The 21,502-nt window shown below is 58.8% G+C and carries 22 protein-coding genes; 7 read left to right on the top strand and 15 right to left on the bottom strand.

Annotation, left to right across the window (positions count from 1 at the left end; all coding sequences use genetic code 11):
* Window positions 1–132 precede the first annotated feature (132 nt).
* Both panD and K0O24_RS00340 read right to left on the bottom strand, forming a co-directional pair.
* The gene (gene panD / locus K0O24_RS00345) at window positions 133–504 is read right to left on the bottom strand and encodes an aspartate 1-decarboxylase (RefSeq protein ID WP_281421685.1); all 372 of its coding nucleotides are present in this window, start codon (window positions 502–504) and stop codon (window positions 133–135) included.
* Between the two features lie 60 nt (window positions 505–564).
* The gene (locus tag K0O24_RS00340; protein WP_219893876.1) at window positions 565–1,746 is read right to left on the bottom strand and encodes an acyl-CoA dehydrogenase; all 1,182 of its coding nucleotides are present in this window, start codon (window positions 1,744–1,746) and stop codon (window positions 565–567) included.
* A 76-nt stretch (window positions 1,747–1,822) separates the two neighbouring features.
* On the opposite strand from K0O24_RS00340, the gene K0O24_RS00335 reads away from it, so the two are divergent.
* On the top strand, window positions 1,823–2,590 hold the full coding sequence (locus tag K0O24_RS00335; protein WP_219893875.1) for a dienelactone hydrolase family protein: 768 nt from the start codon (window positions 1,823–1,825) through the stop codon (window positions 2,588–2,590).
* Here the strand turns inward: K0O24_RS00335 and K0O24_RS00330 are convergent.
* From K0O24_RS00330 to K0O24_RS00300, 7 genes are all read right to left on the bottom strand, one after another.
* Window positions 2,587–3,579 carry a glycerophosphodiester phosphodiesterase gene (locus tag K0O24_RS00330; protein ID WP_246611067.1) on the bottom strand — a complete coding sequence of 331 codons (993 nt, stop codon included), beginning with the start codon at window positions 3,577–3,579 and terminating at the stop codon, window positions 2,587–2,589. The genes K0O24_RS00335 and K0O24_RS00330 overlap by 4 nt on opposite strands.
* Window positions 3,572–3,919 (bottom strand): arsenate reductase, encoded by a 348-nt coding sequence (locus tag K0O24_RS00325; RefSeq protein ID WP_219893874.1) that lies wholly within the window; start codon window positions 3,917–3,919, stop codon window positions 3,572–3,574. Before K0O24_RS00325 ends, K0O24_RS00330 begins: the two co-directional genes overlap by 8 nt.
* Window positions 3,916–4,299 (bottom strand): RidA family protein, encoded by a 384-nt coding sequence (locus K0O24_RS00320; protein WP_219893873.1) that lies wholly within the window; start codon window positions 4,297–4,299, stop codon window positions 3,916–3,918. Before K0O24_RS00320 ends, K0O24_RS00325 begins: the two co-directional genes overlap by 4 nt.
* Before the next feature lie 11 nt (window positions 4,300–4,310).
* Window positions 4,311–5,870, bottom strand: coding sequence for a glutamine-hydrolyzing GMP synthase (guaA, locus tag K0O24_RS00315; protein ID WP_219893872.1), 1,560 nt, complete (start codon window positions 5,868–5,870; stop codon window positions 4,311–4,313).
* Window positions 5,871–5,920: 50 nt separating this feature from the next.
* Entirely contained in the window at window positions 5,921–6,391 is a 471-nt protein-coding gene (locus tag K0O24_RS00310; protein ID WP_219893871.1) for a DUF192 domain-containing protein, read from the bottom strand.
* The gene (locus K0O24_RS00305; protein WP_219893870.1) at window positions 6,388–7,005 is read right to left on the bottom strand and encodes a cold shock domain-containing protein; all 618 of its coding nucleotides are present in this window, start codon (window positions 7,003–7,005) and stop codon (window positions 6,388–6,390) included. Before K0O24_RS00305 ends, K0O24_RS00310 begins: the two co-directional genes overlap by 4 nt.
* A 79-nt stretch (window positions 7,006–7,084) precedes the next feature.
* Window positions 7,085–7,639 (bottom strand): regulatory protein RecX, encoded by a 555-nt coding sequence (locus tag K0O24_RS00300; RefSeq protein WP_219893869.1) that lies wholly within the window; start codon window positions 7,637–7,639, stop codon window positions 7,085–7,087.
* Between the two features lie 84 nt (window positions 7,640–7,723).
* On the opposite strand from K0O24_RS00300, the gene K0O24_RS00295 reads away from it, so the two are divergent.
* The 3 genes from K0O24_RS00295 to K0O24_RS00285 all read left to right on the top strand — a co-directional run bounded on the left by K0O24_RS00295 (window position 7,724) and on the right by K0O24_RS00285 (window position 12,657).
* Window positions 7,724–9,442, top strand: coding sequence for a fatty acyl-AMP ligase (locus K0O24_RS00295; protein WP_246611066.1), 1,719 nt, complete (start codon window positions 7,724–7,726; stop codon window positions 9,440–9,442).
* A gap of 56 nt (window positions 9,443–9,498) precedes the next feature.
* On the top strand, window positions 9,499–11,850 hold the full coding sequence (locus K0O24_RS00290; protein WP_246611065.1) for a putative bifunctional diguanylate cyclase/phosphodiesterase: 2,352 nt from the start codon (window positions 9,499–9,501) through the stop codon (window positions 11,848–11,850).
* A gap of 81 nt (window positions 11,851–11,931) precedes the next feature.
* Window positions 11,932–12,657 (top strand): hypothetical protein, encoded by a 726-nt coding sequence (locus tag K0O24_RS00285; RefSeq protein WP_219893867.1) that lies wholly within the window; start codon window positions 11,932–11,934, stop codon window positions 12,655–12,657.
* Window positions 12,658–12,690: 33 nt separating this feature from the next.
* On the opposite strand, the gene K0O24_RS00280 is transcribed toward K0O24_RS00285, so the two are convergent.
* Window positions 12,691–14,976 (bottom strand): bifunctional diguanylate cyclase/phosphodiesterase, encoded by a 2,286-nt coding sequence (locus tag K0O24_RS00280; RefSeq protein ID WP_219893866.1) that lies wholly within the window; start codon window positions 14,974–14,976, stop codon window positions 12,691–12,693.
* Window positions 14,977–15,189: 213 nt separating this feature from the next.
* Between K0O24_RS00280 and K0O24_RS00275 the strand changes: the two genes are divergently transcribed.
* A complete protein-coding gene (locus K0O24_RS00275; protein ID WP_219893865.1) occupies window positions 15,190–16,419 on the top strand; it encodes an SET domain-containing protein in 1,230 nt (409 codons plus the stop codon).
* Between the two features lie 9 nt (window positions 16,420–16,428).
* Here the strand turns inward: K0O24_RS00275 and fghA are convergent, their stop codons facing one another.
* The 3 genes from fghA to K0O24_RS00260 all read right to left on the bottom strand — a co-directional run bounded on the left by fghA (window position 16,429) and on the right by K0O24_RS00260 (window position 17,934).
* On the bottom strand, window positions 16,429–17,271 hold the full coding sequence (fghA, locus tag K0O24_RS00270) for an S-formylglutathione hydrolase (RefSeq protein WP_219893864.1): 843 nt from the start codon (window positions 17,269–17,271) through the stop codon (window positions 16,429–16,431).
* A 5-nt stretch (window positions 17,272–17,276) separates the two neighbouring features.
* Window positions 17,277–17,657, bottom strand: coding sequence for a VOC family protein (locus K0O24_RS00265; protein WP_219893863.1), 381 nt, complete (start codon window positions 17,655–17,657; stop codon window positions 17,277–17,279).
* A 61-nt stretch (window positions 17,658–17,718) separates the two neighbouring features.
* The gene (locus K0O24_RS00260) at window positions 17,719–17,934 is read right to left on the bottom strand and encodes a hypothetical protein (protein ID WP_219893862.1); all 216 of its coding nucleotides are present in this window, start codon (window positions 17,932–17,934) and stop codon (window positions 17,719–17,721) included.
* Here K0O24_RS00260 and K0O24_RS00255 point away from each other — a divergent pair.
* Entirely contained in the window at window positions 17,933–18,820 is an 888-nt protein-coding gene (locus K0O24_RS00255; protein ID WP_219893861.1) for a class I SAM-dependent methyltransferase, read from the top strand. The genes K0O24_RS00260 and K0O24_RS00255 overlap by 2 nt on opposite strands.
* 21 nt (window positions 18,821–18,841) lie before the next feature.
* On the opposite strand, the gene K0O24_RS00250 is transcribed toward K0O24_RS00255, so the two are convergent.
* Window positions 18,842–20,077, bottom strand: coding sequence for a NupC/NupG family nucleoside CNT transporter (locus K0O24_RS00250; protein ID WP_219893860.1), 1,236 nt, complete (start codon window positions 20,075–20,077; stop codon window positions 18,842–18,844).
* Window positions 20,078–20,236: 159 nt separating this feature from the next.
* Between K0O24_RS00250 and K0O24_RS00245 the strand changes: the two genes are divergently transcribed.
* Window positions 20,237–21,214 (top strand): esterase-like activity of phytase family protein, encoded by a 978-nt coding sequence (locus K0O24_RS00245; RefSeq protein ID WP_219893859.1) that lies wholly within the window; start codon window positions 20,237–20,239, stop codon window positions 21,212–21,214.
* Here K0O24_RS00245 and rpmB read toward each other — a convergent pair.
* Window positions 21,194–21,490: a 50S ribosomal protein L28 gene (gene rpmB / locus K0O24_RS00240; protein WP_219893858.1), complete on the bottom strand. Its 297-nt coding sequence runs from the start codon at window positions 21,488–21,490 to the stop codon at window positions 21,194–21,196. The genes K0O24_RS00245 and rpmB overlap by 21 nt on opposite strands.
* Window positions 21,491–21,502: the final 12 nt, after the last annotated feature.

The raw sequence follows: 21,502 nt of genomic DNA, 5'->3' as shown, positions 1-21,502 counted from the left end.
GCAATAGACATGCGAAGTTCCTTTCACTTGCTTTCTTCAAAACGGACAATTCCGTTTCGATGAGCAACTTATGCTGCAAGTGCTAAGAAAATGCAAACGTGTTACATGCAATCGTGATTGCAGAAATTGCAATCAGTCTGAAAGCGTCGTTGAGGCCGTATCGGTCAGGTCCCTTACATACCGGTTGTGCGCGTCAACAAGAATGACCTTCGGAGGAATGGGAACGTCGGTCATTTCGAAGCCCATGATAATCACCTGCTCACCCTTCGATATCAAATGAGCGGCTGCGCCATTGATTTCTATAGCACCGGATCCCCGCGGTCCGGCGATCACATAGGTTTCCAGCCGAGCGCCTGATGTGTTCGACACAATCAGAACTTTCTCGTTCGCCCAAAGGCCCACCCGGTCACATAGGTCCAAATCAATGGTGACGCTGCCGATATAGGCAAGGTTTGCCTCGGTTACTGTCGCGTTGTGGATCTTGGAACGCATCACGAAACGCACATCAACCTCCTGCCTGAAACGCCCCAGCCAAGACCTGACCAACCATGCCCTGATGGATAATTATGCCGAAAAGGCCTGGATACCGGTAATCGCGCGGCCAAGTATGAGGGCATGGACGTCATGCGTGCCTTCGTATGTGTTGACCGTTTCAAGATTTATCGCGTGGCGAATGACATGGTATTCGGCAGAAATGCCGTTGCCGCCGTGCATGTCGCGAGCAATCCGCGCGATGTCGAGCGCCTTGCCGCAATTGTTCCTCTTGATGAGGCTGACCATTTCCGGAGACCATGCATCCGCGTCGATCGCCCGGCCAACAGTGATGGCGGCCTGAAGCCCAAGGGCAATCTCGGTCTGCATGTTTGCCATCTTGAGCTGCGGAATCTGGTTTGCAGCCAGTGGTCGGCCGAATTGCTTGCGGTCAAGCTGGTATTGCCGCGCTCTGTGGAAGCAGTCTTCCGCAGCGCCCATTGCGCCCCAGGCAATGCCATAGCGCGCCTTGTTGAGGCACCCGAACGGCCCCGACAATCCTTGCACGTTGGGAAGGAGATTTTCTTCCGGCACGAATACATTGTCGAGAACGATCTCGCCTGTGATCGATGCCCGCAGGCTCATCTTGCCTTCGATCTTCGGCGTCGAAAAACCTTCTGATCCGCGTTCGACGATGAAGCCACGGATGATCCCGCCTTCGTCCTTCGCCCACACAATGGCAATGTCGGCGATCGGTGAGTTGGTGATCCACATCTTTGCGCCGCTAACGCTGTAGCCTCCCGGAACAGCCTTGGCGCGGGTTTTCATGCTGGCAGGATCGGACCCGGCATCGGGCTCTGTCAGTCCGAAACAGCCCACAATCTCTCCGGTTGCCAGGCGGGGGAGGTATTTTTGGCGCTGCTCTTCAGAACCATAGGCATGAATCGGGTGCATCACGAGACTCGACTGCACCGACATGGCAGACCGATAGCCTGAATCCACGCGCTCTACGGCGCGACTGATCAAGCCATAGGCGACATGGCTCACCCCGGCGCAGCCATAGCCTTCGATTGTCGCGCCAAGCAGGCCAAGCTCACCCAGTTCGTTCATGATCTCGCGGTCAAACCGCTCTTGAAGCGTTGCGGAAACTACGCGCGGAAGAAGCTTTTCCTGTGCATAGGCTTCTGCGGTATCGCGCACGAGCCGCTCATCTTCGGTCAGTTGTGCATCGAGATTGAAGGGATCGTCCCAGCGGAAAGGTGTAAATTTAGCCATGCCGCGCGCATTGGCACAATTGGCAACACGGGACAACCGGGGCAATATGGTGCTGTATAGAAGTGGAGAGTCGCACATGGCCCGCGCACGCTGCCTGTTGATCCTGGGCTTGCTCCTGCTCACCGCTGCGTCGCCGGCGCGAAACCATTATTACTGGTTCCCGGCGGCACCGGACGGAACACCGCGCGCCTGGGCCGTTCTGTTGCCCCGTGCCGAGGGACTGGGAAAACTTGCACCGGGCAACCAGTATTGGGATCTGGCGCATTGGCTCAATGCCCGTGGCATTGATGCCCTCGTGGTCGACTATGCCAATGCGGCGTCGCAAGTGCCCGACGCCAAAGGCAAGACGGGACAGAAGATCGCCGCAATTGTTCGCGACGCACTGGCAGACGCCCGGGAACAGCAGCGCATGGACGCGCGGTGCCCCGGCGTTGCCATCGGCTGGTCGCGCGGGGCGGAAGGCGCGTTGACGCTTGCGACTGCGGAAGAAGGCAGCAGCCAAGGCTTCAAGGGCGCGGTTGCCTATTATCCTTCCGTACGGTCGCAGGAGCGTCCCTGGCGACAGCGTCTGCCCGTAATTGCCCTGCAGGGCGATGCCGATGGCATTGCACCAGCGTCATCCTTGCAGTCCTTGGTCACTGGGCGCGTGCCGACACAGGCCGAATTTGAAGTGCGTTTGTATCCGGGAGCACGGCATCGCTTCGATGTTGCGCATCCTGTCGACAATCCGACTGGAAAGACACCCGGAGATTTTGATTCGACAGCGAGCGCGGATGCGCTCGCCGCAATCGCGTCATTTCTCGACCGCCACGCAATCTCGACGGCACAGTGCGCGCGCGGCTAGAAACTCTTGTCAATCACCGCGCGCGCAATTCCCGGAAAATCGCAGAACAGTCCGTCGATTCCTTCCGCCAGGAACAGCCTCACCTCTTCGGCAAGGTCGCCCGCGCTGCGGGGATTGATGCCCTTCCTGAGCCCCAACGGCAGAAAATAGTTTTCGGCGCGGAAAGTCCAGGGGTGAACCTCAAGGCCTGCCGAATGGCATCTTGCGACAAGCCCGGTTGAACCATCCAGAGCGCCGAGCAAGGTCCGGCGGATGATCAGGTCCTTTGCCGGACCGATGCCGGCGGCATAGCGTGCGACGGATTTCAGTCCTTCGTCGGCAAGTATCTCGGCATAGGTGGTTTCCGGCCTGTCTGCAGGGCCGCCGTCCGCATCGACCAACTGGATCAGGCGCAACCCGGTCTTTGAAGAAAGCGCAATCAGGTTCCCGACCTCGAACGACTGGATGAAGACAGGATCGCCCTTCTCGGTGTATCCCGCCCCTTCGAGTGCGGCGAGCAGCGGGCCTTCATGGGGCAGGCCGATCGAGGCAAAATAGCTCGGATGCTTGGTTTCGGGATAAAGGCCGATATCCCGTCCGGTCTCTTTCGATTTCGCCAAGGCGAGCGCGATGATTTCATCGAACGTCGGGATCGTGAACTGGCCGTCGTAGGCGGTATTTGCGGGACGAAGCTTGGGCAGCCTTTCTCTGGCGCGCAGTGTCTTCAACTCGGCAAGCGTGAAGTCTTCAGTGAACCAGCCTTTGACGCTGTGCCCGTCAATCACTTTTGTTGCCTTGCGCGATGCGAACTCGGGGTGGTCTGCAACATCGGTGGTGGTCGAAATCTCGTTCTCATGCCGCGCGACCAATATGCCGTCTTTTGTCAGCACCAGGTCCGGCTCGATGAAATCGGCGCCTTGCTCGATGGCAAGCGTGTAGGATGCAATCGTGTGTTCTGGCCGCTCCCCCGATGCGCCGCGGTGCGCGATGAGGATCGGGTGGTCAGCCAAGAACAGCCTCCCATTGCTCGGGCTTGAAGCCAACAAGCAAACCGCCAGGATGTTCGACGACTGGTCTTTTGATCATCGATGGGGATGCCAGCATCAGTGCGATGGCCTTGGCTTCATCGAGGCCGGTCTTGTCGCTCTCCGGCAATTTCTTGAACGTCGTGCCTACGCGATTGAGGAGCACGTCCCAGCCTGCCTGCCTCGACCAGGCAGCAAGTTTTGTGGCGTCAGCACCCTCCTTCTTGTAGTCATGGAAACTGTAAGCAAGCCCTTTCGCATCAAGCCAATTCCGCGCCTTTTTGACGGTATCGCAATTGGGAATGCCATAAAATGCAATGCTCATCGGCGCCTCTTTGCAGTGACTTCGATTTCTATTTTCATTTCAGGCTTTATGAGCTGGCACACAAGGCAGGTTGCAGCGGGCCTGATGGGGCCGAAAGCGGAACCGATCACTGGCACCATTTCGTCCCAGAAGGCTGGGTCAGTGATATAGTAGGTGACGCGCACCGTGTCCGCCAGAGCGAAGCCGCCTTCAGCAAGCGCCGCTTCGATGGTCTTGAGGGCATTCGCGGCCTGAGTTGCAACATCGTCAGGCATGACCCGCGTGACGGGATCATACCCCGTCGAACCGGCGACCCAGCACCAGTCGCCGTCGACCACTGCTCTTGAATATCCGGCCAGTGTCTCGAAAGGAGAACCTGAGGAAATGAGTGCGCGCGCCATAGCTTACCCTATTATTCCCATTCGATGGTGCCGGGCGGCTTGGACGTATAATCATAGACAACCCGGTTGATGCCCTTGACTTCGTTCACAATCCGCGTGGCTACGCGCGAAAGGAAGGCGCTTTCGAACGGATAGACGTCCGCCGTCATTCCGTCAGTCGAGGTAACGGCGCGCAGTGCGCAGACATAATCATAAGTCCGATAGTCGCCCATCACGCCGACGGTGCGCACCGGCAGAAGCACTGCGAAGGCTTGCCAGATTTCGTCGTAGAGTCCTGCCTTGCGGATTTCGTCGAGATAGACGGCATCAGCGAGTCGGAGAATATCGCAGCGATCCTTGGTCACCTCGCCGGGGATGCGAATGGCGAGGCCGGGGCCGGGGAAGGGATGCCTGCCGACAAAAATATCGGGCAGGCCCAGTTCACGGCCCAATGCGCGGACCTCATCCTTGAAGAGCTCGCGAAGCGGCTCCACCAATTGCATGTTCATCCGCTCGGGCAGTCCGCCAACATTGTGGTGGCTCTTGATCGTCACCGATGGCCCGCCGGTGAAGCTCACGCTTTCAATCACATCGGGGTAGAGCGTTCCCTGGGCTAGAAAATCGGCCCCGCCAATTTTGGCAGCTTCTTCTTCAAAGACCTTGATGAACTCGCCGCCGATGAACTTGCGTTTCGCTTCGGGGTCTGTGAGCCCGGCAAGGCCCATCATGAATCGGGCTTCGGCGTCCACATGGACAAGCTTGATGCCGTAATGTTCGCGGAACAGACTGACGACCTGTTCGGCTTCGCCCAGCCGCATCAGGCCATGATCGACGAAGACGCATGTGAGCTGATCGCCAATCGCTTCGTGGATCAGCACGGCCGCAACTGCAGAGTCGACACCGCCCGACAGCCCGCAAATGACGCGGCCATCTCCAACCTGGGCGCGAATGTCCGCAATCTTGGTTGAACGGAATTCGGCCATTGTCCAGTCGCCTGCTAGGCCGCAGATCTTGTGGACGAAATTCGAAAGCAGTTTGGCGCCGTCAGGCGTGTGGACAACTTCCGGGTGGAACATTGTGGTATAGTAGCGTCGCGCTTCGTTGACGCAGATGGCGAAGGGCGCATTGGGAGAGGTGCCAATAATCTCGAAGCCTTCGGGCGCTTCAGTCACCCGGTCGCCGTGGCTCATCCACACCGGGTATTTTTGTCCGACTTCCCAGAAGCCGTCGAACAATGGACTCGGCTTGAGAATTTCAACATCGGCACGTCCGAATTCGGCTGCATGCCCGCCTTCAACGGTTCCGCCGAGCTGGACGCACAGGCTCTGCTGGCCATAACAAATGGCAAGGATCGGCAAGCCGGAATCGAGCACTGCCTGTGGCGCGCGCGGTGACCCTTCATCGGTCACCGATGCGGGTCCACCCGACAGAATGACGCCTTTTGGCTTCATCCGTTCAAAGGCCTCTGCGGCGCTGTTGAAGGGCGCAATTTCGCTATAGACACCAGCTTCTCGCACGCGGCGCGCGATGAGCTGCGTTACCTGGCTCCCGAAATCGACGATGAGGATTGAGTCTGTAGGCTGGATCGACATGGCAAGCCGTTAGTGTCGGCCCGCGCACCTGTCCAGAGGCTCTGATACGACTATTTGTCTTCCCACGTCACGACATCGTCTTCGGCAATGCCAAGAGCCGCGGCCTTGCCGCCTGCAAGCTCCAGAACTGCCGCAACCGGTTCGCCTGAAGTGACGGGCTCAAGCGAATAGGGAATCGTGTCCGCTGCTATGCGCGCGATGGTTCCGTCGGTGCGGATGAAGATCATGTCGAGCGGGATGACAGTATTCTTCATCCAGAAACTGGCAAAGCGCGGCGGGCTCATCGGAAATATCATGCCGCCATCTTCCGGCAGCGATTGGCGAAACATGAGTCCGCGGGCCTGCTCGTCCTCGGTCCGCGCGACTTCCACCCGGAATTTGCGCACGGCCGTCGACGTCTTGATCGTAAGGGGAATAAGGCTTGCCTGTGCTTGCGCCTCTCCCATCATGGGCAAGTTCTTGCACGACGGAACGACTGTCAGGAGCAACGCAACACAGCCCAACCGGGCCAGCTTCTTCATGGTTTGGCAACCTCCACTGCAAGCAATCCCTTGCCGCTTTCCGTTATGCGCGCAGTCAACCGATCCTCGGGCTCTATGTCAATGATCCCGGCTCGGCGCAGAGTTTCCATATGAACAAAGATGTCCGCGTCATTGCCGACACGATTGAGGAAGCCATAACCCTTCAGCCGATTGAACCATTTGACGACGACCGGTTCCATGGGTCCGGCATCTTCCATGCCAGCAGGATTCGCGCGGTCGCTGCGTTGCGCGGGGCGCAAGTCGAAATCGACGCCAGTCGCCGTCGAAAGATCGAAGCTGATGACATGCGTCGCCTGAAGCCCACGATTGCGGTCGACTGCTTCGCAAACAACTGTGGCACCCTCGGGCAACATTCGTCGTCCGTGTTCACGTAGAACCGAAAAATGGATCAAGATGTCTGCTGTGCCATCGTCGGGAATGATGAATCCAAAGCCGCGCGTCGCATCGAACCACTTGATGCGGCCATGAAACACGCGTGCGGACTGTGTTCCGGTTGCACTGTCCGCTGCTGTTGACTGTGTGTGGCCGGTTTCTTTTGCCCCTGACTCACTATCCTCGACCCAAGGCGCGCCAGCGTGCTGCGCTCCTTCCATTCTACTCTGCCCCTCATTCCAACTGCTCTATCGGTATGAACCCCATGTCGTGAAAAAACAAGGATTTGAGAAGGTTTGGTTAACCAAAAATATCATCCAAATTCTCATCATCCGGCGCAATCGCAAGGATTCTCCTCGCGATTTCGACTCCATGCCCCGCCCGCAGAAATGCGGCCATTGCGCGGTTTCTTGCTTTTTGATCGGTAATTCGTTCGCCAAACGGCCCCAATCGCTTGCGTCGCGCAAATGTCATTGCAGCTTCTTCCAGCGATTCGGCATCGAGGCGCGTCGCGATTTCGGCCTTGTCGGCAGCGATGCCTGCATGCCTTAGGTCCGCATTGACCCGTCTTGCGCCATATCCTCGGCGCAAGAGCGAAGAGACGCGAGCTGCAGCAAAGGCGTCGTCATTGACATATCCAAGCCGCGCGAAATCTTCCACGAGCCGGTCCAGATCAGGAGGAGGCCCCGATTCCGACCAGCCCCGCTCGCGCATTTTGCGTTCGAGATAGTTCTTGAGCCTGGCCGCTGTTGTCGAATACCGGCCAACATAATGCAGCGCGAGTGCCCGAATTGTCGCCGGATCGAGGGGTAGGCGGGGCCGCTTGGGCCTTGAGGCTTGCTGTTGTGCGCACATGCTGTCAAAATTGTGCCATAGTCGGCACTGATGGAACAGATCGATAAGTCTGCCTTAAGCAGAAATTTGGGATGGGCGACGCATTTGAATCCAACTGAAACATACGACGACTTGCCCCGCCGCTTTTCGGATTTCGAAACGCTGGGCGATGCGCTCGATTATGCAGCACGTGGCCGCAGGGGTCTCAATTTTCATGATCCGCGTGGTGCCCTTGCGCGGCCTTATCCCTATTCCGAACTGCGTGATGATGCCCTTGCAACCGCCTTTCGCCTGATTGCCAAGGGTGTGCGCCCGCAGGATCGCGTAGCGCTCATCGCCGAAACCGGGCCGGACTTTGCCGCGCTCTTCTTCGGATGCGTCTATGCCGGCGCCTGGCCGGTGCCGCTGCCGTTGCCGACATCGTTTGGGGGACGCGATTCTTATGTTGAACAGCTTTCTGTTCAGCTGAAAAGCGCCGATCCCAAGTTGCTTTTCTATCCGCCCGAACTTGACGGGATGGCCGGCGATGCTGCGCGCAACTGTGGGGTGGAGGGCATTGATTGGGAGAGTTTCGCGGCTTTGTCTGCCATTGCGGTGCCGCTGCCTTCGGCCAAGCCCGAAGATATTGCCTATCTTCAATATTCAAGCGGTTCGACGCGGTTTCCCCATGGAGTGGCCGTTACCCATCACGCACTGCTGAACAACCTGGCGGCGCACAGTCACGGAATGCACATATGCGACAGCGATCGCTGTGTTTCCTGGTTGCCATGGTATCATGACATGGGCTTGGTTGGCTGCCTGCTCTCGCCCGTGGCCAATCAGGTCAGCGCCGACTATCTGAAAACAGAGGATTTTGCGCGTCGTCCGCTTGCGTGGCTTGATTTGATCAGCCGCAATCCCGGCACCACGCTCAGTTATTCGCCGACGTTCGGCTATGATATTTGCGCGCGCCGCATTTCGAGCCAGACAAAGGCTTCGGAACGCTTCGATCTTTCTCGCTGGCGGGTTGCCGGCAACGGTGCCGACATGATCCGGCCTGACGTCATGCAGTCCTTTGTCGACGCCTTTCATGATGCTGGATTCAAGGCGTCGGCTTTCCTGCCGAGCTATGGCCTTGCCGAAGCGACCCTGGCCGTCACGATCATGCCGCCAGGCGAAGGCTTGATTGTCGAGCTGGTCGACGAAGGTGAACTCTCAGGGGATCCGCAGCCGGCCGGAAAGCCCCAGCGTTTCAGGGCTATTGTGAACTGTGGGAAGCCCTGTCGCGACATGGCGGTCGAAATTCGCGATGCAGACGGCAAGCCATTGCCTGAACGCGCCATCGGCAAGGTCTGGGCGTCCGGACCTTCGATCATGCACAGCTATTTCCGGGACGATATTTCGACCGCAGCCTGCCTGAAGGACGGCTGGCTCGATACGGGCGATATGGGATATATGTCGGAAGGCTATGTCTTTGTCGTTGGCCGCGCCAAGGACATGATCATCATCAACGGCAAGAATTATTGGCCGCAAGATATTGAATGGGCCGTGGAACAACTGCCCGGCTTCAAGGCTGGTGATATCGCCGCATTCTCCGTGACTGCACCCAATGGTGAGGAGTCCCCCGCTGTGCTGGTCCAGTGCCGGACAACAGATCCCGCGGAAAGGATGGCTTTGCGCGACGCCATTCGCGAGAAAGTGCGCTCGATCACGGGAATGAATTGCATTGTCGAACTGGTGCCACCGCGGACATTGCCGCGAACCAGTTCGGGCAAGCTCAGCCGCGCAAAAGCGAGGAACCTGTATCTTTCAGGCGAAATTCAGCCTTTCGAGCTCGCGGCCTGAAGATCGTACACGAACTGCTTACCATTTGCTAACTCCCGCCGCCTATATGATGCGGTGTGAAAAAGCGTAACAAGTCGACCCAGACTGATACCAGCCATGACTGGCTGACCCTCCTCGGCATCAAGGACCCGGGGACGGAGGAGTGGGCGCGCGTGCGCGCAGAACAGATCAATCTCGTGCAGAACTTTGCCTTGCTCCGCTTGGCGGTGAGCATCATGGCAGGCTGTGTGGTCGTGGCGACACTCGGACCAACTGCGTCTCCGCCGGTTCTTCTCGGCTGGTTTGCCGGTGTCGTTGTCGTATCGTCGCTGCTTGCCTGGCCACATATCCGCAGTAATCGTGGTTATGCGGTGATGGCAACGCGACTGGAACTGCACCGGGAAACATTGAGCCTTGTTGCCGCGGCCCTCTGCTGGACAGCCTTGCCGATCACGCTTGGCATTGATGGCGGCCGCGACCAGGTTCTGACCGTCTGGTCGGTTGCGACCGCGATGATGGGTTGCGCTGCCTTTGCCTTGTCTGCCGTGCCGGCTGCCACTGCATGCTTCCTGATGACTGTCGGGTCCGGACTGGCCTTCATGATGTACCGGCTTGGCATGCCGCTGATTGCCGTGACAGCCATTGCCTATTCGGTTGCCCTGACTGCCGCCTGCCTCGTCAATGGCCGCACAATCATTCTGCACAAGCTCAATCAGCTCGTTCTGAGGGAGAAAACCGAGGTCGTCAGCCTCCTGCTTCGCGAATATGAAGATTCAGGCGGCGACTGGATGTGGCAGACGGATGCATCGCGCTGCCTGACGCATGTTTCGCCGCGCCTTGCTGTTGCGCTTGGGGTCGAGCCTACGGCGCTCGAAACAAAGCCGCTTTTGCAGATCATAGCGGGTGACACCTGGGAGGCGGGCAATTTCCCTGCAGGCCTGCGTGAACTTGCCGACAAGCTCAAGAACAGGGAAAGCTTCAGCGATCTTGTTCTGCCCGTACAGATCGACGGTGTCACGCGCTGGTGGGAGCTGTCCGCGTCTCCCCGCTACGACGAAAGTGGAGCATTTCTTGGATTCCGCGGTGTCGGCTCTGACGTGACGGAACAACGCCGCAGTGCGGACAAGATCAACCGCATGGCCCGTTATGACACGCTGACGGGCATGCCCAACCGGCTTCTTGTCAACGAGACTCTCGCAATTGCAATGTCCGAGGCCGAACGTTGGCGCAGCCGCTGTGGCTTCATGATGATTGACCTTGACCGCTTCAAGGCCGTGAATGACACGCTTGGGCATCCAATTGGAGACCGCCTGCTGACCCGCGTCTCTGAGCGGCTCCGCTCGATCATGAGCGAGAACGAACTTTGCGGCCGCCTTGGCGGGGATGAGTTTGCCGTTGTCGTGAAAGACGCGAACGATCCTGCAAAGATGGCCAAGCTTGCACAGTCTATCATCGACACCTTGTCGCAGCCCTATGAGGTTGATCAGTACACGCTTTATATCGGGGCAAGCATCGGAACCGCGATTGGGCCAAGAGACGGACGTACGGTCGAAACACTGATCCGGTCGGCCGACCTTGCGCTCTATCGTTCCAAGGATGAAGGCGGCGGCGTGTTTCACTGCTACGAGCCGCAGTTGCACGTTCATGCAGAAGAACGCCGTGTCATAGAGATTGCGCTGCGCAAGGCGCTCGAACGGAATGAGTTCGAGGTTCACTACCAGCCGGTCGTGAATGCACAGTCCGGGACGATCGAGAGCTTTGAGGCATTGCTTCGCTGGACCAATCCGGAGCTGGGGACCGTCTCGCCAGCCAAATTCATCCCGATTGCGGAGGATGCCCGTCTGATCGGACCGATTGGTGAGTGGGTCTTGCGGACAGCCTGCAAGGAAGCCGCCAAATGGCCCGCGACGGTCCGTGTGGCCGTCAACGTGTCCGCAGAACAGCTGCACGACAACAGTTTCGCCTCGACGGTCGTTTCGGCATTGGCCCAGGCCGGGCTTGATCCAAATCGCCTCGAAGTCGAAGTGACCGAAAGTGTGTTCATGCACGAAGGTACGCATGCCGTGGCCGTGCTGGACAAGATTCTGGCCATGGGCGTCAGGCTTGCGCTTGACGACTTTGGCACCGGCTATTCGTCGCTTGGCTATCTCTCGAAGACCCGCTTCTCGACCATCAAGGTGGATCGCAGCTTTGTGCAAGGTGCGGCAAAGAATGCGCCAGAAAGTCTGGCCATCATTCGGGCCGTCGTTGCCTTGGCCGATAGTCTGGGCATGACGACAACGGCCGAAGGTGTTGAGACCGAAGAAGAATGCCGCATGGTAAACCGCCTGGGTTGCCGCAAGATTCAGGGCTATCTCTACGGTCGGCCAATGCCTGCCGCCGAAGCTCGCGCATTGCTTGGCGCTGAACCGGAGCGCGCCGTCGCCTGATCGGACCCGTCGCACCGAGACGCTGCGGCGCGTTCAGATTCGCATTGGCTTTGCATTTGAAAAGTGCAACGCTTGGCCTCCATGGGTGGGGGGTCAGCAAGCGACATGGCGGAGCAGACACTTGGCAGGACCGGCTTTCAGGCGTCCGGTCGTCGCAACTGGTTCTTCCCGATTGCCAGCCTTTTGCTGCTTTTCCTGACCATAGCGGGTTTTTCGGACAATTTGTTCACCGACGTCGGGCAACCCAGCAACAGTGATCCCAAATTCATTGTCCACGGCCTCTTTTGCGGGAGTTGGATGATTGCGTTTCTGGCCCAAAGCCTGCTCGTCAGTCGAGGCAACGTCAGGCTGCACCGCAAGCTTGGGATGTTTGCGCTTGTGGCTGCAATCGGGGTTACGCTCAGCACAATCTGGGTTTTTGTCGTTGTCTGGAAGGGCTGGGCTTTAATGACACCCGAAGTGAGAGCCAATCGGCTCTTGCTGCCGAGCTATGCCCTGTTCGTCGGATTGGGTTACCGCTTCCGGCGAACGCCGGAACGGCACAAGCGCTTCATGTATACAGGCACGCTCTTCATGCTCGAGCCCATATTGGCAAGAGCCTATGATCAACTCCTCGTCCCGTTCATGACCGGTTTGACAGAGGCGCAGATCGATGCGGTCTTCCTTCCGACTTTGTTTGCGGTGTGGGTTTCCTTTTTCCTCGCTCTGTTCGCCTATGACTGGGCGTTTGCGCGCCGCATCCAAGCAGTCACGGGCGGAGCGCTGCTTTGGTTTGCCAGTATTTGGGCCATCGTGCTCGCCACTTAGGCCCTGTCCGGCCATGGCAGTCAGCCGCTGCACCTAGCTCAGTGCGCGGGCCCGTCGAGCGGCTGTCTTGCGCGATGGTGTCGCCGTGCTTGTCGTGCCGAATGTCGCTGCGATCGCTTCGATATGATCAGCTGGAAGGGCGCGCGAGAAGAGGTAGCCTTGAAGATGCGTCGCGCCAGCCTTTTGCATCGCGGCCATTTCCGCTTCGGTTTCGATTCCCTCTGCGACAATTTCGCGGCCCAGGATCTTGCCGAATTTCACGACGCCTTCGACGATCGCGAGAGAACGCTCGCTCTCGGACAGGCCTTGGACGAAACTGCGGTCGATCTTGAGCTTGTCGAAGGGGAAATCGCGAATATAGGCCAGACTTGAATAGCCCGTCCCGAAATCGTCAAGCGCGAGCGTGAAGCCATGCCGCTTGAGTTCGTTGAGCACACGCAGCGTGCGGTCGTCGCTCGACATCAGGACGGATTCCGTGATCTCGATCGTGATCCGGCTCGGTGAAACGCCAAATCTCTTCGCGGGCTCGAGGAGGTCATGCAGGATGGTCGCAGACCGCAGCTGCGCAGGCGAAATATTGATGGCCGTCGTGAGTTCCGGCCAGCGTCGCGCGTCCTCGATGGCCTGTTCGATAACGAACCGTCCGAGTTCGGCCATCAGCCCGACTTCTTCGGCAATTGAGACGAACAGGTCAGGCGGGACGAAACCATGCGTCGGGCTGTTCCAGCGCAGCAGAGCCTCAACCGAAGTGATGGCGCCCGATGCCGCTTCGACAATCGGTTGGTAATTGAGCGTCAACTCCCGCTCGGTCAGCGCGCGCCGCAGATCAACCTGAATCGCATGGCGATGTTCGATCTCGTCCGCCATGGCCTTCGTAAATCGGGTCAGGCGTCCGCGTCCGTTTGCCTTCGCATTATAGAGCGCAATGTCCGCGCGCTTGATCGTATCGCCAAAGCTGTTCTGGCTGCTCGCAAAGGCGAGTCCTGTCGATGCATTGGCCTCGATCAAATGGCCCATGACCAGGAAGGACTCTGAAAAACAGTCTGCAATCAGGTCAGAGAGAATGTCTGCGTCCTGTTCGGAATGCACCGGTCGCATGATTGCAAATTCGTCCCCGCCCAGTCGAGCGAGCGTGTCATCCGGATTCAGCTTCGATTTCAGCCGTTCGCCGACTGCCTTGATGAGCTCGTCGCCTGCATTGTGACCCAGCGTGTCATTGATGTCCTTGAAGCGATCAAGATCGACACAGGCAACAGCGACCCTTTGATGGACCTGCTGCGGCTTTGTGAAGAAGTCCACGAACAGGCTTTCCAGCCGCCGCCTGTTCGCCAGGCCGGTCAAGGCGTCATGGTCGGCGAGAAAGCGTGCATCGGCTTCTCGCGCGGCAAGCTGCTTTGTCGAGGTGACCAATCGGCCCATCAGAATGACAAGAAAGACAAGAGCCGCGCCGATGACTGACAAGATGCCGGGGAGCACCCGTTGCACCATTTCGCTGCCGGGCTGTTTGGGTGTCCAGTTCAATTTGGCAAGCAGTTGCCCGTCATCGGTCTTCAGGTCGAAACTGCCCAGACGCTTGTCATTTGCGAGCCTGAACGAAAGATCGGGCATCAACGCGCTGCGTCCGATTTCGGTCAGCACAGGCTGGGTCACGTCAATAATCGAAAGCACCACACGACGTGTGGGCGAGGTTTTGGCAATGTCATAAGACGGTGTAATCAGCAAAGCAGTGGCGAGAGCCGGCTTGCCCTCAATTCTGATGATCGCACCAATGCCGCGGCCGAACTTGCGATTGTCCGTGCCGCCATATTCATAAAGTTCGCCTTTGCCCGCGTTCGTTTCGATCCTTGGTGACACGTCAGGACCGCCACGGGCTTGGCGCAACAGGGGCACTGTTGCTGCAACATCAATGGCAAGTTGCCGGCTGCCAAGGCCAGTGCCTTCGCCGTGCACATAGATCGGCCGGTTGCGTTCATCGAAGATGATCAGCCGGTCGTGATGATAGGATTCATTCATGTAGCTGCCGATTTCCCGGTCCAGCCAGTCCCGGTCAAACGTTTCGGGCGCGGTATATTTTACCGTATCATCCCACCAGGCGACGCTCCGCAATTCTCCGACCGCACTGTTCAGACGTGTCGTGAACGCATTGTCGATCAGCGCTTGCTGGCGTGCGATGGCGTCCTGATCCATTGTCCTGCCGGAATAGACCGTGACCCCGAGGAGCAGCATGGCAAGGCCAAGCATCACAAGCACCATCGGCAGGACAAGCCTCTTCACCGGTGATGTCGATGCGAAATCTGGTCGTTTCAAGAATATTGCCATTCGGGTGCCCCAGACTGGCAATCTAAAGGAGCGTCGTTAAAAGACCGTAAAGGAGCGCCCGTCAGCCCGCGCTCGTTCAGATCGTCAAACCGGTGAAAAATATACCAATTGCAATAGCGTTTGACCGCGGAATCCCGATGAGATAATGGAATTACAATGCGTTAACCATGATCATGGTTAACGCGTGTGAATTGCCAATTGTGGGAGGTTGGCGTGATCGGTAGCGTTCTGGGTGTATTGGCGGCGGTATTCCAGATTTCTGGATACCTCCTTTACATCCGCAACTTCCTCAGGCGATCAATTCGCCCCAATGCCGCCAGTTACTTGATGTTTGCTTACGGCACGTCGCTCGTTGCCTTTCTTGCATGGCAGAATGGCGCGGTTTTGGCTGAATTATTGCTGTTGTTTGCCTGCGCCGGGATGAGCGTGATTGTTGCCCTTATGTGCCTGAGGAAGAATGCGACAGAGCCTGTAGACCGGTTTGAAGCAATCATTTTTTCCGCGGACTTGTGGCTGACGATCGGATTTGCGGTGATGGTCTTCGCCGACGTCGATAAAGCTGCCTATGCGGCCGTCTTTCTGTTTCTTGGCAATGTCACCACGCTGACATCGTTCATGCCGATCCTGCGTTCGACCTGGCGGGATCCAAGACGCGAACAGCCATTGCCGTGGATCGTCTGGTCGCTGGCCTATATCTTCCTGACTGCCGCAACGCTTGTCACGACCGGCCTCGATCAGCCCGTACTGCTGATGTACCCGGTTGCAAACGTGGTCCTCCATGTTGCCATGGCATTGTTTTCTTTGCGCAAGACGCTCGCCGGACGCTATTTCGGGGGTGGTGGCTCGTTCATCTATCACGATACGAGTCCGATCGCTGGGGAAGGCGTTTTTGCAGGGCGGCCGTTTGCGGCTGGCGAAAAAATCTGGACGATGACCGGCACGGTCTATGGCAATTCACGGACCGGGCAGGACCCCGATTTTGTCGGCCTAGGTCCCGGGCTCTGGATGGATCCCGATCCTCCGCTCAACAAGCTCAACCACAGTTGTGAGCCCAACGCCTGTTTTGGTCCGAAGCGCCAACTCTTTGCTCTTCGGCCTATTGCCAAGGGGGAGGAAATTACGTTCGACTATTCAACGTCGGAGGTTGACCCCCAATGGACTATGGCTTGCGATTGTCGCGCAAAGGGGTGTCGCCGCGGCCTTCATGCGATTCAGATCAGTTTCGCGGATCGTGATGAGCCACCCCCTGCAAGTCCGCTCATGCAGCTTCTCTGGAAGACCCGGCGGGTCAAGCCCACGCAGGACACGGCCTTTCCACAACTTGGTCAGCCGGCTCGGCCAGTTGTTCCCGGCGGCATCGACAGGCCGCCTGCGCGTCGCTCGCCACAGGCGTTACGGCGATCCGGCGCCGCTCCGTCACGCAACCGCATTGGCGCGCGTTAGGCTTGGCGCTTACCCAAGCCGATCTGCGTGCCAGCGCAAATGATCTGCCATGAACGTGGATACAAACAGATAGGAATGATCATAACCGGGTTGCATGCGGATCGTTGCCTGCATCCCTGCTGAGGCGCAGGCCTGCCGCAGCAGATCGGTCTTGAGTTGTGTTTCAAGATTTGTGTCGGCGTCACCCTGGTCGATCAGAAGGTCGGCCAAACGCGCACCGTTTTTGATCAGGGCACAGGCGTCATATTCCTTCCACGCAGCCCTGTCGTCTCCCAGATAGCCACCGAGCGCCTTTTCACCCCAGGGACATTGTGTCGGCGCGACGATGGGCGCGAAGGCCGAGGTTGAGCGGAAGCGTTCCGGGTTGCGCAAAGCTATGGTCAGTGCCCCATGGCCACCCATCGAGTGCCCCGTAATGCCCTGACGTGCCATGTCGGCGGGAAAATTCCCTGCGAGGATCTCAGGCAGTTCGTTTTCGATATAGTCCCGCATGCGATAGTTGCGGGCGAAGGGCTCTTGTGTGGCATTGACATAGAAGCCCGCGCCAAGGCCGAAGTCATAGGCGCCGTCGGGATCGTCCGGGACTCCTTCGCCACGCGGAGACGTGTCGGGGGCCACAAAGATCAGGCCCAGTTCTGCGCAGGCTTTCCGGAATTCCCCTTTGTCCGTCACATTGGCATGCGTGCAGGTGAGGCCTGAAAGATACCAGATGACGGGCAGTTTCGCACCGTCCGCATGCGGTGGCACGAAGACGGAAAATGTCATCTCCGTCCCCGTGGCGCGCGACTGATGCCGGTAAACGCCCTGGACACCGCCATGGCTTTTGTTGGTCGAGACAGTGTCCAGGGTCATTGGTATCAGCCCATCCGGTGCAAGGCGCAGATCTTGTTGCCTGCCGGATCGCGCAGATAGGCAAGGAACAGTGCGCCCATGGCGCCTTCGCGAACCCCTGGCGGATCTTCACAGGTCGTGCCGCCATTGGCGATGCCTGCGGCGTGCCAGGCATTGCCCTGTTCAGGGCTTTCGACTGCAAAGCCGATGGTTCCGCCGTTCGCGCCACATGCGGGCTCGCCATTGATCGGCTTGGTGATCGCGAAGATGCCCGTCTTGGTCATATAGAATACGCGACCCTTGTCGTCCGCGTTGCCCGGCGGGACACCCAGCGTGCCAAGCACGGCGTCATAGAACTTCTTGGACGCCTCGATGTCATTGGCACCCACCATGATGTGACTATACATTCTTTTCTCCTTCTGCGTTGTTCCACGAAGTCGGCTTCGAGCATTGACGCCCTCATGCCGGCTACAGACGATCGGCGGCCCCTTCGCCAAAGGCTGTTGGGGCTGCCTTGGATGCAAATTGGCAATTCCTCAAGCTGCCGCGCAGGCTTTTTTTGAAAGTCGGCCCGGCAACACCCTGTGTTGCCTTGCCCTTGCCTTGAGTGTCTCGAGACAGAAGCTTGAGTTCTGCATTCTGCATTCTATGTTCCCGCTGCCAGTTTTCAGGAGAGTAGTTCATGAATTTTGCCAGGAATGCCATCAGTGCCATTGTGTTGGCAGCCATGGGCCTTACGACTGTCCCTGCCTTGGCCGCGCGGAAGGCTGCAAGCGCGACGGTTGCGCAGACCCCGGTCCTTGATCCTGTCACCTCACAATTGCTGGACGCCGCGATTGCGGGCGGACATCGCTCGGCCGAGGAAAGGGCGCGCGATGTCTATCGTCATCCAAGAGAGTCATTGGCGTTTTACGGCATCACATCCACAATGACCGTGATCGAAGTGTCCCCGGGGGCGGGTTGGTGGACCGAGCTCCTTGCGCCGCTGTTGCGGGATGGCGGGAAGCTGCAGGTCGCCATGAATACCAACGTCAACGGCGGCAGCCGGCGTGGCCTGGGCGAAACGCTCTCCCGCTATGCAGCGGCGCCGAAGATTTACGACAAGGTCGAACTCATCAACTATGCGCCGGCGCAGGGGACAAAGCTTGGCGTCGACGGCAACGCGGACATGGTCCTTGTCTTCCGGCACATGCACGGATTGATTGGCAGCAATCTGGCGCCACAGGCGCTCAAGCTTTACTTCGATGCTTTGAAGCCCGGCGGCATTCTGGCGATTGAGCAACACCGTTGGCCTGATGCCCAGCCCTATCCGGACAGGAAGCCAGGTTGGGAAGGCGTCAATAGCGGTTATATCAAGGAAGCCGATGTGATTGCGCTGGCGACTGCCGCAGGGTTCAAGCTGGTCGGGAAGAGCGAAGTCAACGCGAATCCGAAGGATACGCGGGATCATCCCCGCGGCGTCTGGAATCTGCCGCCCGTTCTGCGTGACGGCGATGTCGACAGGGATAAATATCTGGCGATTGGCGAATCTGACCGGATGACGCTCAAATTCGTGAAGCCGACCGCCTGAACGGCCACCTCTCGCTGATCGCTACATGCTGAGCAGCAGTCCGGCCAAGGCTGCGCTCATCAGGTTGGCGAGGCTGCCGGCGACAAGGGCCTTCAGCCCAAGTCGTGCAATGACAGGCCGCTGGTTGGGGGCAAGCCCGCCAGTGACCGCCATCTGAATCGCGATCGAGCTGAAATTCGCGAATCCGCAGAGGGCAAAGGTCACGACACCGACCGTGAGCGGGGAGAGGGATGCCTGGGTCTGGCCAAGGCTGATGAAGGCGACGAATTCGTTGAGGACGACCTTGGTCCCGAACAGTCCGCCTGCGATACCCGCCTCATTCCAGGGCACGTTGAGCAGGACCATGAGCGGCTGGAAAATCCAGCCAAGCAGTTGCTGGAAGCTCAGGTTCGGATATCCGAACCAGCTGCCGATCCCGCCCAATACACCGTTGGCAAGCGCAACGAGCGCGACAAAGGCCAGAACCATGGCGCCGACGGCAACCGCAAGCTTGACGCCGGTCTGCGCGCCCTGCGCCGCGGCCATGATGATGTTGGCGGGTTTTTCCTCGGCATGGCTTGCTTCGGCGAGGATGACCGGTTCGATGTCCGCATCCTTGGGATCGTCAGGCATCATCATCTTGGCCATGAGGATACCGCCGGGTGCGGACATGAAACTCGCTGCGAGGAGATAGTCGATCTTGATTCCCATCGATGCATAGGCGGCAAGGATCGTCCCGGCGACGCCCGCCATGCCCGATGTCATCACGAGAAAGAGCTGGGCCGGGGTCAGGCTCGCCAGATAGGGCCGGATGACAAGCGGACTCTCGCTCTGTCCGACAAAGATGTTGGCCGCGGCGCACAACGATTCGACCTTTGAAATGCCGGTGACCTTCTGGATCGCCCCGCCGACCCAGCGGACGATCAGTTGCATGATGCCGACATGGTAGAGGATGGAAATCAGCGATGCGAAGAAGATGATGGTCGGCAAAGCGGCAATGGCAAAGCTCTTGCCGCCGATCTCGGGCGTTGCGAGCGGCCCGAAGATGAAATCGATCCCGGCGTGGGCATAGCCAAGCAAGTTCGCAACGCCTTGGGACATGGCCGCAATGACTGCCTTGCCTGCCGGCACATAAAGGACCAGCGCTGCAATCGCTGCTTGCATGGCAAAGGCCGCGCCGACGACTCTTGGCCGGATGTGCTTTCGATTTGATGACAGGGCAAAGGCGATCAGCAGGATCAGGGCAATACCGGCGGTACCGATCAGCAAGCGGTTCATTCCACGCAACTCCCCCAGTCAAACCAGCCCGGCCCCGATTTCGTGGAAGCGAATCCGGTGCGACCCTGCCGACACTACACGCGGCTGGGTAATCAGCCACCCCCTCTTCGTCAGTGATCACGGCTGGCGCCGGGCACGCGAAGCAGTAAAGACCATGCGATGTCCTTTCGTGCCTTGAACCTTGCCGCCCTCCTGTTGCTGGTCGCGCTCTCTGGTTCCGCGGAAGAACAGACGACTCCGTTCGCCGGGGCCAAGACGGTCAGGGTGACGGCAAAGCCGGTGGATATGTCCGGCATTCCGCACTCGGGCCTGGTGCGGCCGGCACGGGGCTGGACGCTGACCAGCGATGACGGCGATTTTGGCGGCCTTTCAGCGCTTGCGGTAGGCCCGCGGGGATTTGAGGCGATTTCCGACACCGGGCTTTTTGTCGATCTCAACCCCAGTCTGATACGCGCGGATGTGAAATCCATGCCGAGAGCCTGCGTGCCGCACCAGCTGAAGCGGGAACGTGATTCCGAATCCCTCGCGCGCGATGCTCGCACGGGGACAGTCTGGATCGGCTTTGAATATCGCAATCTGATCTGCAGGATCGACGGTTCAGGTCGGGCGCAGGCCTATGCCCCGCCGGCCATGGCGCTCTGGCCCAAGCTCGGCGGCGCCGAAGCCATGCTGCGACGCGCCGACGGCAGTTTTCTTGTCTTTGCCGAGCGGTCCCGATCGGGCGGATCAGTGGCGCCGCTGCTCCATTTCGATCGCGATCCGGTGGATGCCCATGCCGTGGTCACCGAGATGCGCTATGAAGCGCCCCCGCAATATCACCCGGTCGATGCGGCCATGCTGCCGGACGGGCGCATGCTGGTCGTCAATCGCCGCTATGCATTTCCGCTGAATTTCTCGGCGATCGTGACTCTGGTCGAGCCGTTCGACATTCGCGAAGGGGCAGTCGTGCGCGGGCGCCCCGTCATCCTGCTGGCACCCCCGCATATCGCCGACAATTTCGAGGGACTTTCGGTCGACAGGCGCGGCGCACGCACGTTCATATGGCTGACCTCGGACAACAACTTCTTGCCCGAGCAGCGAACCTATCTTCTGGAATTCGAGCTGGTGACGCCCAGATCAGGCAGCGGCGGTCGCTGAAGCCTTCTTGGCGATCTCGCGCTTCAGGCGGCGTGCCTTGGTGCTGAGCTTTTCGTCAGCCGTCTTGGCAAGCCAGTTGTCGAGGCCGCCGACATGTTCGACCGAACGAAGGCCATGCGTCGACACTTTCAGGCTGACGCCCTTGCCGAGGCTTTCCGACAGCAAGGTCACATTCTGCAAATTGGGCAGAAAGGTGCGCTTGGTCTTGTTGTTGGCGTGAGAAACATTGTGTCCCACCTGGCGGCCCTTGCCAGTCAGCTCGCAAATACGCGACATATCAATCGTCCT

The organism is Aquisediminimonas profunda, from assembly GCF_019443285.1.
GTDB lineage: Bacteria > Pseudomonadota > Alphaproteobacteria > Sphingomonadales > Sphingomonadaceae > Aquisediminimonas > Aquisediminimonas profunda.
The sequence above is the reverse complement of the archived record's forward strand: the minus strand, read 5'-3'. Positions and strand labels throughout refer to the sequence as shown.